Source organism: Streptosporangium sp. NPDC050148 (genome assembly GCF_055586505.1).
The window spans coordinates 1-13,534 of record NZ_JBVJIA010000042.1 but is presented as its reverse complement, the minus strand read 5'-3'; the positions used below and the strand labels follow the sequence as shown (position 1 = coordinate 13,534).

At 70.0% G+C, this 13,534-nt stretch carries 15 protein-coding genes and 1 pseudogene; 6 read left to right on the top strand and 10 right to left on the bottom strand.

Annotated features, from left to right (window positions below; genetic code table 11):
* Window positions 1–59: 59 nt before the first annotated feature.
* Genes nuoH through ACZ6RT_RS32755 form a run of 4 tightly spaced genes read right to left on the bottom strand, consistent with a single transcriptional unit; the run spans window position 60 to window position 2,537 of the window.
* Window positions 60–1,016, bottom strand: a complete 957-nt coding sequence (gene nuoH / locus ACZ6RT_RS32770) for an NADH-quinone oxidoreductase subunit NuoH (protein ID WP_470157731.1) — start codon at window positions 1,014–1,016, stop codon at window positions 60–62.
* A 21-nt stretch (window positions 1,017–1,037) separates the two neighbouring features.
* A complete protein-coding gene (locus tag ACZ6RT_RS32765; protein WP_399185490.1) occupies window positions 1,038–1,622 on the bottom strand; it encodes an NADH-quinone oxidoreductase subunit C in 585 nt (194 codons plus the stop codon).
* Window positions 1,615–2,112, bottom strand: a complete 498-nt coding sequence (locus ACZ6RT_RS32760) for an NADH-quinone oxidoreductase subunit B (protein WP_184537730.1) — start codon at window positions 2,110–2,112, stop codon at window positions 1,615–1,617. Before ACZ6RT_RS32760 ends, ACZ6RT_RS32765 begins: the two co-directional genes overlap by 8 nt.
* Window positions 2,113–2,165: 53 nt before the next feature.
* Window positions 2,166–2,537 carry an NADH-quinone oxidoreductase subunit A gene (locus ACZ6RT_RS32755; protein WP_344890770.1) on the bottom strand — a complete coding sequence of 124 codons (372 nt, stop codon included), beginning with the start codon at window positions 2,535–2,537 and terminating at the stop codon, window positions 2,166–2,168.
* Between the two features lie 211 nt (window positions 2,538–2,748).
* Between ACZ6RT_RS32755 and ACZ6RT_RS32750 the strand changes: the two genes are divergently transcribed.
* The 4 genes from ACZ6RT_RS32750 (at window position 2,749) to ACZ6RT_RS32735 (ending at window position 8,541) form a co-directional block, all read left to right on the top strand.
* Window positions 2,749–4,251, top strand: a complete 1,503-nt coding sequence (locus ACZ6RT_RS32750) for a polysaccharide deacetylase family protein (RefSeq protein WP_470157728.1) — start codon at window positions 2,749–2,751, stop codon at window positions 4,249–4,251.
* Window positions 4,252–4,596: 345 nt separating this feature from the next.
* Window positions 4,597–6,450: a 2-oxoacid:acceptor oxidoreductase subunit alpha gene (locus ACZ6RT_RS32745; RefSeq protein WP_399185488.1), complete on the top strand. Its 1,854-nt coding sequence runs from the start codon at window positions 4,597–4,599 to the stop codon at window positions 6,448–6,450.
* Window positions 6,443–7,504, top strand: coding sequence for a 2-oxoacid:ferredoxin oxidoreductase subunit beta (locus ACZ6RT_RS32740; protein WP_344890778.1), 1,062 nt, complete (start codon window positions 6,443–6,445; stop codon window positions 7,502–7,504). Before ACZ6RT_RS32745 ends, ACZ6RT_RS32740 begins: the two co-directional genes overlap by 8 nt.
* 95 nt (window positions 7,505–7,599) lie before the next feature.
* On the top strand, window positions 7,600–8,541 hold the full coding sequence (locus ACZ6RT_RS32735; RefSeq protein ID WP_470157725.1) for an NAD-dependent epimerase/dehydratase family protein: 942 nt from the start codon (window positions 7,600–7,602) through the stop codon (window positions 8,539–8,541).
* 34 nt (window positions 8,542–8,575) lie between these two features.
* Here ACZ6RT_RS32735 and ACZ6RT_RS32730 read toward each other — a convergent pair whose 3' ends face one another.
* Window positions 8,576–9,100 carry a hypothetical protein gene (locus tag ACZ6RT_RS32730; protein ID WP_470157723.1) on the bottom strand — a complete coding sequence of 175 codons (525 nt, stop codon included), beginning with the start codon at window positions 9,098–9,100 and terminating at the stop codon, window positions 8,576–8,578.
* A 147-nt stretch (window positions 9,101–9,247) separates the two neighbouring features.
* Window positions 9,248–9,934: a methyltransferase domain-containing protein gene (locus ACZ6RT_RS32725; RefSeq protein WP_470157721.1), complete on the bottom strand. Its 687-nt coding sequence runs from the start codon at window positions 9,932–9,934 to the stop codon at window positions 9,248–9,250.
* 28 nt (window positions 9,935–9,962) lie between these two features.
* On the opposite strand from ACZ6RT_RS32725, the gene ACZ6RT_RS32720 reads away from it, so the two are divergent.
* On the top strand, window positions 9,963–10,463 hold the full coding sequence (locus ACZ6RT_RS32720) for a MerR family transcriptional regulator (protein WP_470157719.1): 501 nt from the start codon (window positions 9,963–9,965) through the stop codon (window positions 10,461–10,463).
* A gap of 95 nt (window positions 10,464–10,558) precedes the next feature.
* Here ACZ6RT_RS32720 and ACZ6RT_RS32715 read toward each other — a convergent pair whose 3' ends face one another.
* The gene (locus tag ACZ6RT_RS32715) at window positions 10,559–11,080 is read right to left on the bottom strand and encodes a 2'-5' RNA ligase family protein (protein WP_470157717.1); all 522 of its coding nucleotides are present in this window, start codon (window positions 11,078–11,080) and stop codon (window positions 10,559–10,561) included.
* A gap of 153 nt (window positions 11,081–11,233) precedes the next feature.
* Here ACZ6RT_RS32715 and ACZ6RT_RS32710 point away from each other — a divergent pair, with 153 nt between their 5' ends.
* Window positions 11,234–11,911: a hypothetical protein gene (locus ACZ6RT_RS32710; protein WP_470157715.1), complete on the top strand. Its 678-nt coding sequence runs from the start codon at window positions 11,234–11,236 to the stop codon at window positions 11,909–11,911.
* Window positions 11,912–12,055: 144 nt separating this feature from the next.
* Here ACZ6RT_RS32710 and ACZ6RT_RS32705 read toward each other — a convergent pair whose 3' ends face one another.
* The 3 genes and pseudogenes from ACZ6RT_RS32705 to ACZ6RT_RS32695 form a co-directional block, all read right to left on the bottom strand.
* Window positions 12,056–12,268: a DUF397 domain-containing protein gene (locus tag ACZ6RT_RS32705; protein WP_350961927.1), complete on the bottom strand. Its 213-nt coding sequence runs from the start codon at window positions 12,266–12,268 to the stop codon at window positions 12,056–12,058.
* On the bottom strand, window positions 12,259–13,080 hold the full coding sequence (locus ACZ6RT_RS32700) for a helix-turn-helix domain-containing protein (protein ID WP_470157713.1): 822 nt from the start codon (window positions 13,078–13,080) through the stop codon (window positions 12,259–12,261). Before ACZ6RT_RS32700 ends, ACZ6RT_RS32705 begins: the two co-directional genes overlap by 10 nt.
* 322 nt (window positions 13,081–13,402) lie before the next feature.
* A pseudogene (locus tag ACZ6RT_RS32695) lies at window positions 13,403–13,534 on the bottom strand (IS5/IS1182 family transposase); the annotation flags it as partial.

Genomic DNA, 13,534 nt, shown 5'->3' with positions numbered 1-13,534 from the left:
GTCAGATCATCGCGTACGGCGGGCCGATCGCGCGAGGACCGGCGAGGAACGACGCGGGATCAGCCGGCGACGACCCTGACGATCCCCGTCAGCGCGAGCTGCGCCAGTGCCAGCGGCACCAGGACGACCCAGGCCAGCCGCTGCAGCTGGTCCTCGCGCAGGCGCGGGTAGCTCACCCGGAGCCAGATGATCACGAAGACCAGCAGGAAGACCTTGAGCAGCGTCCAGACCGGCCCCGGCAGGAAGGGGCCCTGCCAGCCGCCCAGGAACAGCACGGTGGTCAGCGCGGACACCACGATGATCCCGGCGTACTCGGCCAGCATGAACAGCGCGAACCTCATGCCGGTGTACTCGGTCATCGGGCCCATGACGAGCTCGGAGTCGGCGATCGGCATGTCGAACGGCGGGCGGCGCAGCTCGGCGAGCCCGGCGACGAAGAAGACCACGGCGCCGATCGCCTGCCAGGGCAGCCACCACCACTGCCAGGCCTGCACGATGCCCGGCAGGGAGAGCGTGCCCGCGGCCATCGCCACGCTGGAGGCGGCCAGCACCAGCGGCAGCTCGTACGACATGAGCTGGGCCGCCGAGCGGATCCCGCCCAGGACCGAGTACTTGTTGCCCGACGACCACCCGGCCATGACCGAGCCGAGCACGCCGACCCCCATCACGGCCAGGACGAAGAACAGCCCGGCGTCCAGGTCCACCCCGACCAGGCCGGGACCGACCGGGATCACGACCATCACCAGCAGGTAGGGGACCAGCGCGACACCGGGCGCCAGGGCGAAGACCCGGCGGTCGGCGGCGGCCGGGACGATCTCCTCCTTCTGCATGAACTTGACCCCGTCGGCGACGAGCTGGGCCCAGCCGTGGAAGCCCCCGGCGTACATGGGGCCCAGACGCGCCTGCATGTGCGCCATGACCTTGTGCTCCATCTGCCCGGCGACCAGCGGCAGCACCAGGAACGCCGCGACGATCACGAGCAGCCGGACGGCGGCGTCGAGCACCTCGACGATCACGGGCACCTCCGGCGGGGCGTCTCAGGCACCACGGTCGCGTCCCCAGCCGGCCGGTACCCCGGGCGGGAGCGTCTTGCGGCGGCTCGGCGAGCCGTGGTCGGACTCGCCGGGCTCCTTGGCCCCCGGCCACGCCTTGGCGACCCGGGCGGCCAGGACGAAGTCCTTGCGGAGCGGGAACCCCTCGAAGCCCTCGGGCAGCAGCAGCGGCACGAGGTACGGGTGGCCCTCGAAGACGACGCCGAACATCTCGAAGGTCTCGCGTTCGTGCCAGTCGGCCCCGCGGAAGACCCCGACCGCGGTGGGCAGCCGGGGGTCGGCCCGCGGCAGGCGGGTGCGCAGCAGCAGGTGCGAGCGACAGGCCGGGGCGTACAGGTGGGCGACGACCGCGAACTCCTCCGGGGGCTCGTCCACCGCGGTCAGCCAGTCGAAGAACTCGAACCCCGCCTGCCGGGCCGAGGTCAGCACGCCGATCCAGTCGCCGGCCTCGACGTCCACCGTGGTCTGGCCGAAGGAGTCCGACACCCGGGCGCGCCCGTCCCGCGCCAGGCCGGCCGCGAACCCCGCCGCCGATCCGGTCCCGGACGTGGCGTCGGGCAGGTCAGGCATAGCGATCCCCCAGGTTCTCGGCCGCGATCTTCTCCTGGAGCATCATGATCCCGTGGAGCAGGGCCTCGGGCCGGGGAGGGCAGCCGGGCACGTACACGTCGACCGGGATGATCTGGTCGACGCCCTTGGTCACGCAGTAGGAGTCCCAGTAGGGGCCGCCGGAGTTGGAGCAGGCGCCGAAGGAGATCACGTACTTGGGGTCGGGCATCTGCTCGTAGAGCCGCTTGACCGCGGGCGCCATCTTGTCGGTCACCGTGCCCGAGACGATCATCAGGTCGGCCTGCCGGGGGCCGTTGGCGAACGGGATCACCCCGAACCTGATGAAGTCGTGCCTGCTCATCGAGGTCGCGATGAACTCGATCGCGCAGCAGGCCAGGCCGAAGTTGAACGCCCACAGCGAGTAGCGCCGTCCCCAGTTGAGGATGAAGCGCATGGGTTTGGGGGCCAGCCGCGAGACCGGCCCCACGGTGGGCATCGGGAGATCCGCCATGGCACGCATTCTCCTTCAGTGTCGGCGCCCGCGCTCCGGCGGCCCGCCGGGACTCAGGTCCAGGTGAGCACGCGCTTGCGCCAGGCGTACACGATGCCGAGCGCGATGAAGCCCAGGAAGACGAACATCTCGGCCAGGGTGGCCGCCCCGAATCCCGGCGCGGCGAAGATCGTCGCCCATGGGAAGAGGAAGACCGCGTCCACCGCGAAGACCACGTACAGGTAGGTGAAGACGTAGTAGCGGATCTGGGACTGCGCCCAGCCGTCGCCGACCGGGTCCACGCCGCACTCGTAGGTGAGCAGCTTCTCGTGGGTGGGGCGGCTGGGACGGAGCGCCCGGTTGACGAGCAGCGCTCCCGCGACGATCAGCAGGCCGATCGCGAACAGCGCGAGGACCACTACATATGAGCCGAAATATCCGCTCATGGCCCCTCCTCCCGGGATCCGCGCGGCGGAGCTCCCTCGTCCTACCTATAGCAGGATCCACCGCCGCCGTCACGCGGCGGACCGGGAGGCGGCCCCGGTCCCGGACCGGAGCAGGAAGCGGCGGTCGTTCGGGGAACGGAACGGCTAAAGCCTCCGTGCACTTAATATCAAATAAGGGTAAATAGCTCATTGGTAGGTTTAATATCTATTTATGGCACAAAAGCGATTCATCGGAGGAATCGCCTGGATGGTCGCAATGCTCGCCGGTTGCGGCGCAGCCACCGCCTCCCCCATCACGCGGACCCTGCCCTCGGAACCAACGATGATCAACTACGTGGACCCGTCCGTCGTCCATGGCCTGACCGCCAGGACGCTGAGCACCGGCGAGAGCGGAGGCCGGCGGGTGCACGCCGCCTACCCCGCCTTCGCAGGAGCCCCCCGGCTCACCGACCGGCTCCGCGACGTGGTCGACGACGAGCTTCACCGTTTCACCTGGCAGAAGACCCCCGGTGACACCACGGCCGCCCCCGAGTTCAACGTGGACTGGATGCTGGCCGCCGCCTCCGAGGAGGTCCTGGGGGTACGGCTGCGCATCGGCCGGTCCATGGACGCGGGCTGGCGGGAGTCCCGTACCACCCTCTGGTACGACCGGGCGGACCGGCGCGTCATGGGATCGGCGGGCCTGATCAGGGACGACGCCGCGCTGGCCACGCTGGCCGGAGCGGTCGGGGACGAGATGGCCCGGCGGGGCACGCCGGTACGCCTCGACCCGCTCAGGCCCGACCCGAGGATGTTCGACTCCCTGGTCTTCAACCCGCGCGGCGACCTCGTCGTGGAGTTCGACGACGGGCAGGCGGGCCCCAGGGACACCGGCCGGGTGGCGGTCGCCGTGCCGTCGGCCGTCTCCGAGCCGCTGCTGTCGCCGACCGGGCTGCGGGCGCGGCGGGCGGTCCTGTCGGCGTCCGGGCCGTCCGGCAGCGCGTGGCAGGACATGCTCGCGGCGAGCACCGACAAGCCCCCGGCCCGCAGCTCCAAGGCCGGCGGCGCGGACTGCGCCAGGACCCGGTGCGTGGCGCTGACCTACAGCGACGGGCCCGGCCCCGACACCGGGCGGCTGCTCGACGTCCTCGGCCGGCACGGCGCCAGGGCCACCTTCTTCAGCCTCGGCTCCAGCGCCTCGGCCCGTCCCGACCTGCTGCGGCGGATGCGGGACGAGGGGCACCTGGTGGCCAACCACACCTGGTCGCACCGCGACCTGAGCGGGCTGACCACCCTCATGGTCACCTCGCAGCTCAACCGTGCGCAGCACGCGATCGCCCAGGCCGTCGGCCAAGCCCCCACGCTGATGCGCCCGCCCTACGGCGGGATCGACCAGCGGGTCGCCACCGTCGCCGGCGAGCTGGGCATGGCCGTGGTCCGCTGGAACGCCGACGCCGAGGACCGCAACGACCCCGACCCTCGGGCGATCGCCGGCCGGGTCGTGGCACGCACCGGCCCGGGGTCGATCGTCCTGATGCACGACTTCCACGGCCCCACCGTGGACGCGGCCCCGGAGATCCTTCGCAGGCTCACCGCGGCGGGCTACACCTTCGTCACCGTCCCCGAGCTGTACGGTGGGCGTACGATGCGGCCGGGCTGGATCTACGACTCCGGGGCGGCCCCCGAGGCGCCGGAGCGACTGCCCGCGTCATACCCTGGGGCTATGAGGCCATAACCGGAGGCGATGAGAGCCGCTCGGGGACGGGACATATATTGGACGGCGTGACCACAACCGTCCTCTTCGGCCGCCTGCACGTCGACCTGTGCAGGATCGCGGCCGGGCTGTGTCGGGCCGGCCGTCCGCGATCGTGACCTCTCCGCGGGCCGATGGACGCCCGCGATGCGCCGTGCACGCACGCCCCCAGGCTTCGACTCAAGGCCGCCGAGGACAATGCGACAAAGGTCACTTTCCTCTGCCGAGTGGAGCGCGAAAAGACTACGCGTCACCCCGAGGATCTAGCATGGAAAAAAGAATGTGCCACGAACAACGGCGCGCTGTCGCGTCGAGGAGGACTGAGCTGTGACCAAGCAGGTTCAGCAACTCGACCGCGTGATCATCCGGTTTGCCGGGGACTCCGGCGACGGCATGCAGCTGACCGGTGATCGCTTCACGGCCGGAACCGCGGAGTTCGGCAACGACCTCTCGACGCTCCCCAACTTCCCGGCCGAGATCCGCGCCCCCGCAGGCACCCTGCCGGGCGTGTCGAGTTTCCAGCTTCACTTCGCCGACCACGACATCCTCACCCCCGGTGACGCCCCCAACGTCCTGGTCGCGATGAACCCCGCCGCGCTCAAGGCCAACCTGTCCGACCTGCCGCGCGGCGCCGACATCATCGTCAACACCGACGAGTTCACCAAGCGCAACCTGCAGAAGGTGGGCTACGACGCCAGCCCGCTGGAGGACGACTCGCTCGCCGAGTGGCGGGTCCACCCGGTGCCGCTGACCTCGCTGACGGTCCGGGCGCTGGAGGGCTTCGAGCTGTCCAAGAAGGACGCCGAGCGCTCCAAGAACATGTTCGCCCTCGGGCTGCTGAGCTGGCTCTACCACCGGCCCACCGAGGCGACGATCCAGTTCCTGGAGACCAAGTTCGCCAAGAAGCCCGACATCGCCAAGGCCAACATCGCGGCCTTCCAGGCGGGCTGGAACTACGGCGAGACCACCGAGTCGTTCTCGGTCTCCTACGAGATCAAGCCCGCCAAGCTCGCTCCGGGCGTCTACCGCAACATCTCCGGCAACCAGGCGCTCGCCTACGGCCTGATCGCCGCCTCGGTGCAGTCCGGGCTCCCGCTCTTCCTGGGGTCCTACCCGATCACCCCGGCCAGCGACATCCTGCACGAGCTCTCCCGGCACAAGCGGTTCGGCATCCGTACCTTCCAGGCCGAGGACGAGATCGCGGGCGTCGGCGCGGCGCTCGGCGCGGCCTTCGGCGGGGCGCTGGGCGTCACCACGACCTCCGGGCCGGGTGTCGCGCTCAAGGCCGAGACCGTCGGCCTGGCGGTGACGACCGAGCTGCCGCTCCTCGTGGTCGACGTGCAGCGGGCCGGTCCCAGCACCGGAATGCCCACCAAGACCGAGCAGACCGACCTGCTGATGGCCATGTTCGGCCGCAACGGCGAGTCGCCGCTGCCGATCGTCGCGCCCTCGACCCCGTCGGACTGCTTCGACGCCGCGGTGGAGGCGGCCAGGATCGCGGTGAAGTACCGCACCCCGGTCATGCTGCTCTCCGACGGCTACCTGGCCAACGGCTCCGAGCCGTGGAAGGTGCCCGACGCGGCCGACCTGCCCGACATCTCCACCGAGTTCGCCTCCGGGCCGAACGCCGAGGACGGCACGACCTTCCTGCCGTTCAAGCGCGACACCGAGACCCTCGCCCGCCCCTGGGCGATCCCGGGCACCGCGGGCCTGGAGCACCGGATCGGCGGCATCGAGAAGGCCGAGAACACCGGCAACATCTCCTACGACGGCGGCAACCACGACCGGATGGTCCGGGTCCGCCAGGCCAAGATCGACGGAATCGCGAACGACATCCCGCCGCTCGCGGTGGACGACCCCGACGGCGACGCCCGCGTGCTGGTGCTGGGCTGGGGCTCCACGTACGGGCCGATCGCGGCGGCGGTGCGGCGCATCAGGAAGGCCGGCGGCAAGGTCGCCCAGGCCCACCTGCGCCACCTCAACCCGCTGCCCGCCAACACCGGCGAGGTGCTCCGCGCCTACGACAAGGTGCTCCTGCCGGAGATCAACCTCGGCCAGCTCGCGCTCCTGCTCCGCGCTCGCTTCCTGGTCGACATCATCAGCTACAACCGGGTGCGCGGGCTTCCCTTCAAGGCCGAGGAACTCGCCGGCGTTATTCAGGACGTGATCGACAGTGAGTAGTACCGAAGTGTCCTTCCCCGGAAGCGGCGGCGGACTTTCGCTGGTCCCCAAGTCCGAGGTCAAGCTCGGGATGAAGGACTTCAAGTCCGACCAGGAGGTCCGCTGGTGCCCCGGATGCGGTGACTACGCCATCCTGGCCGCGGTCCAGTCGTTCGTGCCCGAGCTCGGCCTCAAGCGCGAGAACATGGTGTTCGTCTCGGGCATCGGCTGCTCGTCGCGGTTCCCGTACTACATGAACACCTACGGGTTCCACTCGATCCACGGGCGCGCCCCGGCGATCGCGACCGGCCTGGCCGCGTCCCGTCCCGACCTGTCGGTGTGGGTGATCACCGGTGACGGCGACGCGCTGTCCATCGGCGGCAACCACCTGATCCACGCGCTGCGCCGCAACGTCAACCTGAACATCCTGCTGTTCAACAACAGGATCTACGGCCTGACCAAGGGGCAGTACTCCCCGACCTCCGAGGTCGGGAAGATCACGAAGTCGACCCCGATGGGGTCGCTGGACAAGCCGTTCAACCCGATCTCGCTGGCCATCGGCGCCGAGGCGTCCTTCGTGGCCCGGACCATCGACTCCGACCGCAAGCACCTGCAGTCGGTGCTGCGCGAGGCCGCCGAGCACCGGGGGACCTCCCTGGTCGAGATCTACCAGAACTGCAACATCTTCAACGACAACGCCTTCGAGCCGCTGAAGGACCCGGAGCAGCGCGACGAGATCACGCTGCGCCTGGAGCACGGCATGCCCATCGCCTCGGCCTCCAAGGCCGTACGCCGGGCGGCCGACGGCGGCATCGAGGTCGTCCCGAGGTCGGCGGTGAGCGAGGAGGAGATCCTCGTCCACGACGCCCGCCGCGCCGACCCGTCGCTGGCGTTCGCGCTCTCCCGGCTGGACGAGCCCTCGTTCGAGCACGTCCCGATCGGCGTCTTCCGCAACGTCGACCGCCCGTCCTACGACGAGCTCATGGCCGCCCAGCTCCAGGAGGCCGTCGGGGACAAGGGCCCGGGGGACCTGAACGACCTGCTGCTCGCCGGGGACACCTGGCGCATCGGCTGACCGGTACCACGCGCACGACCACACGGTAAGGCCCGCTCCTCGGAGCGGGCCTTACCGCTTGCTCCCCCCGAATCCCCCGAACCAGGAGGAAGCACATGGCCGACCCGGTGGCGGAGACGTACTGGCGCGCCAGGCCCGTGCTGGTGACGGGGGCCGGTGGCTTCATCGGGACGCATCTGGTCAGGCGCCTGGGCGGGCTCGGCGCGCGGGTGCACGCCGTCGGCCGCAGGGTGCGGGAGGGCTCGGAGCACGGCGAGACCTGGCACGTCGCCGACGTCGCCGACGCGGACGCGGTCGGGGGGCTCGTCCGCTCCGTCCGCCCCGACGTCGTGTTCCACCTGGCCAGCGAGGTCGCCGGGGCCAGGGATCCGAAGCTCGTGCTGCCGATGCTGCACAGCAACCTCACCGGCGTGGTCAACCTGCTGACCGCGGTCGCCGGCACCCCGGCCCGGGTGGTCCTGGCGGGCTCCCTGGAGGAGCTCCGGCCGGACGAGGGCGAGCGGGCCCCGTCCTCGCCGTACGCGGCCTCCAAGTGGGCCGCCGGGGGGTACGCGCGGATGTTCCACCACCTGTGGGACGTCCAGGTCAGCACCCTGCGGATCGGCATGGTCTACGGGCCGGGCCCCCAGGACGTCCGCAAGCTGGTCCCGTACGTGACGCTGTCGCTGCTGCGCGGCCGGGAGCCCGAGCTCGGCAGCGGCACGCGCGAGCTCGACTGGGTCCACGTCGACGACGTGGTCGACGCCTTCCTCGCGGCGGGCGCGACCCCGGAGGCCGCGGGCCGCACCTTCGACATCGGCTCGGGAGAGGGCACCTCCATCCGCGACACCGTGGACCTGCTCGTCCGGATCGTCGGCGGCGTCGGCGTCGGCGGTGAGGCCCGCCCCCGCTACGGCGCGCTCGGCGACCGCCCCCTGGACAGCGCCAGGATCGCCGACCTGACCGCCACCACCGAGATCCTCGGCTGGCGGCCCGTCGTCGGCCTGGAGGAGGGCCTGCGCCGGACCGTCGCCTGGTTCGCCCGCGAGGGCGCCTGAGCGGAGGGTCCGCGCGGGGACGTCGGTATCGGAGTCACCGTTCGTCGCCGCGGACGCGGTAGGCGGCACGTTTCTCGTGAAGAGCGAGATCACGGGCCAGGTGAGCGTGACGCAGGCCGTGTGAGCGCAGGTGGCGGAGATCCTCAGCGGTGTCGTACATGAGCTGGACGTGAAAATAATTCACATGCTCCAGCACGGCGAACAGTCCGAACCCCAGTCCGGGCCAGCTGCCGATCCCCGGATCGGTCACCACCGTCCCGACGACGAACAGCAGTCCGACGGCGAGCACGGCGACGTTACCTCTACGGAGGGTCTTGAAGGCTCCGCGCCCCGGGAGGAACCTGTTCCGTGTGGCTATCTGGCGCGACTTCGCTGACCAGTACCCCGCCCCCTCCAGCAAGAGGAGCGCGAACAACACGAAGCCCGCGATGTTACCCACGGTGACCGGCAGCCCGAACACGCCGAACCAGATCACCGCTTGCAACGGGACGTTCAGCACCTCCAGGCAGGCCAGCGACCGTAATCGTCGCTGGATCCGGGAACGGGAAAGACGATTCATCCGACGAACATGCCACAGCCTCGGCGGGGAGGCGGCATCACGGGCAGCCGGATCGCACCACGTACAGGACCGCGTCGACGCTCTTCCGGCGTGGGCTGGTGTCATCCGCCACGCTTCCGACGATCATCGTCGATGCCGGACCGGTGCTCAGCCGGCGCGGGTCCCGGAGGCGAGGAAGACCGGGACGGCGAGGAAGAGCCGGTCGTCGCGCGCCCTGGCGGCCTGCTCGTCGAGCCAGGCCCCCTCTCCCAGGCTGGCGAGTATCGGCAGGCCCTCGGGGCCCGTCCACACGATCGTGTGGACCTCGACGGTGACGTCGACGAACCCGTTGTCCAGCAGGAGGTTCCGGTACCGGCGCGCGGCCCGCGGGCTCGGCATGGCGTCCGCGCGGGCGTGGACGAGCGTGCGGACGAGTCCGGGATCGTCGGAGTCGATCACGAACGTGTCCCAGTCCTGGCCGGTGAGCACCGCACGGCCGTTCACGGCCAGGACCCGGCGGGCCTCGGCGACGGCTCGCTCGGGCTCGGCGAGGGCGTGCAGGAGCTTGTCTGCGCGGTAGCCGGTGACCGAGCCGTCGTCGAGAGGCAGCGCGGTGGCGTCGGCGACATGGAACTCGCCCGCGGGCCAGCGTTCGGCGGCGACCTCGATCATGGCGGGATCCAGGTCGGCACCGATGGCCCTCACCCCGCGGGCGGCCAGCTCGCCGACGGCGCGCCCGCTTCCGCAGCCGACGTCGACGACGCTGTCGCCCAGCGCCTGGTACGTGCGTTCCCGCAGTTCGCGGGCCTGGGGAAGGTCGTCGAGAGCGTCAAGGAGAGTAAGCAGTGTGGACATGGTCATCAGTGTGCGACTTAATGTCGACATGAAGTCAATCGGCGAAGTGGCGGCCCAGTTCGGACTGCCGACACACGTGCTGCGTCACTGGGAGTCGGAAGGACTGATGACACCGGCTCGTGCGGGTGACCGCCGCCGCTACACCGACGCGGACCTGTACCGGGTGGCGGCGATCCTGATCTCGAAGGAGGCGGGCTTCGGGCTCGCGGACATCCGGACGATGCTGGCCGCCCGGTCCGCACCGGACCGCCACGAGGTGATGGCCCGCCACCGTGAGCGGCTGCTGGCACGGATCGCCCGGGCACAGGCCGCCCTCGACATGCTGGAGGGCGGCCTGGAATGCCCGCACGACGACATCATGACGTGCCCCCACTTCCAGGGGTTCCTGACCGACCGGCTGCGCTCGTCCTCCGCGACGGGTCCGGATCGCCGTACCCCGGATCGGGCCGTCGAGTCCGCCGGCAGGAATCCCGAAGGCACCGTGGACGAACCGAACACGGCCGACCGGCGACCGGGATCATTGATATGACGCGAACGTACGGATGAGGGCAAGGCGGCGGCGCCGCGGCCCTGCCGGGCCTGCTCGTCGAGCACCCCCGGAAGGGGCGGCGGTGACAGGCCCGGTCAGTGCTGTCCCGCCAAGGGGACGGTCGTGCGGAGCGCGCCGTCGTGGCTGCGCGCGCCGGAGAACGCCCCGGTGGCCTCGGCCAGCCCGTCGAGCACCGTGACCGCCCGCGCCCGGGTCGCGGCGTCCAGGTTGCGGGCGAGCGTCACATGCGGGAGCCACCGTCCCGGCGCGTGCAGCGGGTTGCCGCCGCAGGAGCCGCCCAGCACCCGCCACACCCCCGCGTGTACGGCCAGCAGCCGGGCCTCCGGCACCACGCCCCAGGCGAGCACCCGCGCCCGGCCGGCGAACAGCAGCAGCGGCCCCAGCCTGACCGGCACCGGCAGGTCACCGAAGGCCTCGGCGAACGCGGCCGGCGCGTCGGGCGGCAGCCGTTCGCAGACCGCCAGCGTCAGATGGGGGCGGTTGCTCGGGTGCGGGTGCCGGGCCTGGCTGGGAAGTCCCTCGGCCGCCAGCCGGTCCCAGGCCGCGCGCACCGCCGAGTCGAGCATGTCGTCACAGGTCAGCTCGATGGTGTGCATCCGGCAACGGTAACGGGTGCGCTGTGCCCGGCCGCGGATCTCTTCTCCATGGGCGTGAACCTTTTGCGCGGAACGCCTGTCGTACCGAGCATGAGACCGGAGCACGGACACGGGGGAGTCACCATGGCGGGTACGGGGCGGACGATGCATCGCGTGGCGAAGATGGCGGCCGGGGCGCTCACCGCGCTCGTCCTGACGGGAGGCGGCGCCGCTGCCGCGGCGGCCACCGGGACGGCCGCCACCGCGGAGCAGCACGCGGGAGCGGAGAAGACCGGCGGGAAACTGCCGAGGAACTTCCTGCTCCACGAGTCCCAGGCCCGCAAGCCGGTGAAGCACCCGGGGGAGGAGAAGTGGACGATCAGCGACCGGCATGAACGCCTCAACCTCTCGCCCTGCGACGTGGGCCGTTCCACGGACCGGGGCCGGGTGAGCACCCGGACGGTCACCTACACGGCGCTGGAGGTCTACCAGGCCGAGCAGGTCGTGATCTACCGCTCCGAGCGGGCTGCGCGCACGGCCCTGGCCGACCTGCGGAGGCGGATCGGCGGATGCGAGGTCGATCAGGGCGACCAGGTGATCGCCAAGGGCCGGACGAAGAAGATCAAGGTGGGGGACCAGGCCGTCCGGGTGATCGTCCAGAACTACGACCGCAGGGACGCGGGCCCGGCCATCGGCGGCCAGCGGGGTGTCATCGTGCGCAAGGGCCGCGCCCTGGTGAGCTACACGCAGGCCAGGGAGTACAGCGGGGTGCACGCCTCGGACTTCCGCCGGCAGCTGAAGGACGCCCGGAAGATGGCGGTGAAGGTCTGCTCGCTGCCCGGCGTCTGCTGACCGGCCACCCGGCCTCTGCCGACCGGTGTCCGCCGGTCGGCGGGGACGGGGTGGACGCGACCTGCTCGGGCTCTTCCAGCAGAGCCGACAACTCGGCGATCGCGGCGCGCAACCGATCGGCTCCGGCATGAGCGTCCTGTCGGACTAGAAGTCGAACTCGCCCTTCTTGGCGCCGTCGATGAAGGCGTCCCAGACGCTCGCGCTCACCACGAACGGCGCGCGCTCGGGAGCCTCGGTGTCACGCAACCCCACCCGGCCACCCGACAACGGAGCCACCTCCAGGCAGTTTCCCTGGTCAGATCCGCTCTTGGTGGCCTTGCGCCAGGCCGCGCTCTTCAGCTCATCACTCAGATCCACAGCTTCTCGGCCTTTCTGATCAACTCGATGGACGCGCGCCGGGGTTGCGCCTCCGCGCGCAGGGCGTCGTATCTGGCGTGGATGGCCTCCACGTCTTCGGGGCGACTCGACACATTTCCCTGGATCGCAGACTGGATGTACACCATATCCGGGTTCCCTGGAAGCTGGGCGATCACGAAACCGCCGAGGATTCCCGTTGTCACTCCCAGTTCCATGGGAACGATCTGGACGCCGATTCGCGGGGACTCCATCGCCCGCACGAGCCGTTCGAGTTGTCGGCGCATGACGTCTCCGCCGCCGATGGGGCGATACAGAACGCCCTCGTCGATCACCGCACGAAACAGGGGCGGGTCGTCACGACCCAAGATCGTCTGACGCTCCATTCGAGCGGTGACGGCTTTTTCTGTCTGCTCGTCGGTTATGCCGGGCTCTCCGCGGATGACCGCCCGCGCGTATTCCTCGGTCTGGAGCAGGCCGGGCATGACGAGCGGCTCCCAGGTGTGCAGCGTGTGCGCGGCCGGTTCGACATCGAGCCAGCCCCGGAACCACCGAGGGCTCGCGGCGTGGGTGATGTACTCCCAGAGCTGGACGAGCTCTCCGCCCGCCTCCAGGACCTCGTCACAGCGTTGTGCCAGGTTGCGACTGGGAGTGCGCTCGCCTCTCTCGACGAAGCTCAGCAGGCTCCTGCTGAACTGGGTCACCTCGGCCAGCTCGTCCTGAGTTATTTTTGCCCTTTTTCGATATTTACGGAGTTCCGCACCGAAGAGAGCCAGATTGCTCACTCTCGGATCGAGATCGGAATTCATGAACATTTTGGCTCCGTCCAGCGAAGAATTCCACACCGCGACACAGGCGACACAGCTTTTCTACAAATCGTCTCGTCGATGTACCGCAGATTTCAACACTCAAAGTAGCCATTAGAGGGCACTCTTTTGAGGGTTCCGGGAAACCGGGGACGCCACTGGATCGGTTTTCCCGTGCCCGTAGTGAGCGCTCCTCCGCGAGCATCGAAAAATCATCGGGTATGTCCGAGTCGGGAGGGTGAGAATGTCCGCTCAGCCACGTGGAGAACAGATCGACGGCCGCACCTCGGCTTCTTCCGGACACGTACCTGTCACCGCTGAGTAAGAGCTGCTAACGCAATGAGTTGAGGCGACGCCAGCAGATCAGAGCACAGCCGAGGCTGAGGAAGGCTTCGTGGATGTCGTCGCGGACTTCCCAGCGGATGCGCAACCGGCGGAAGTGGTGCAGCAGGGCGAAGGCCTT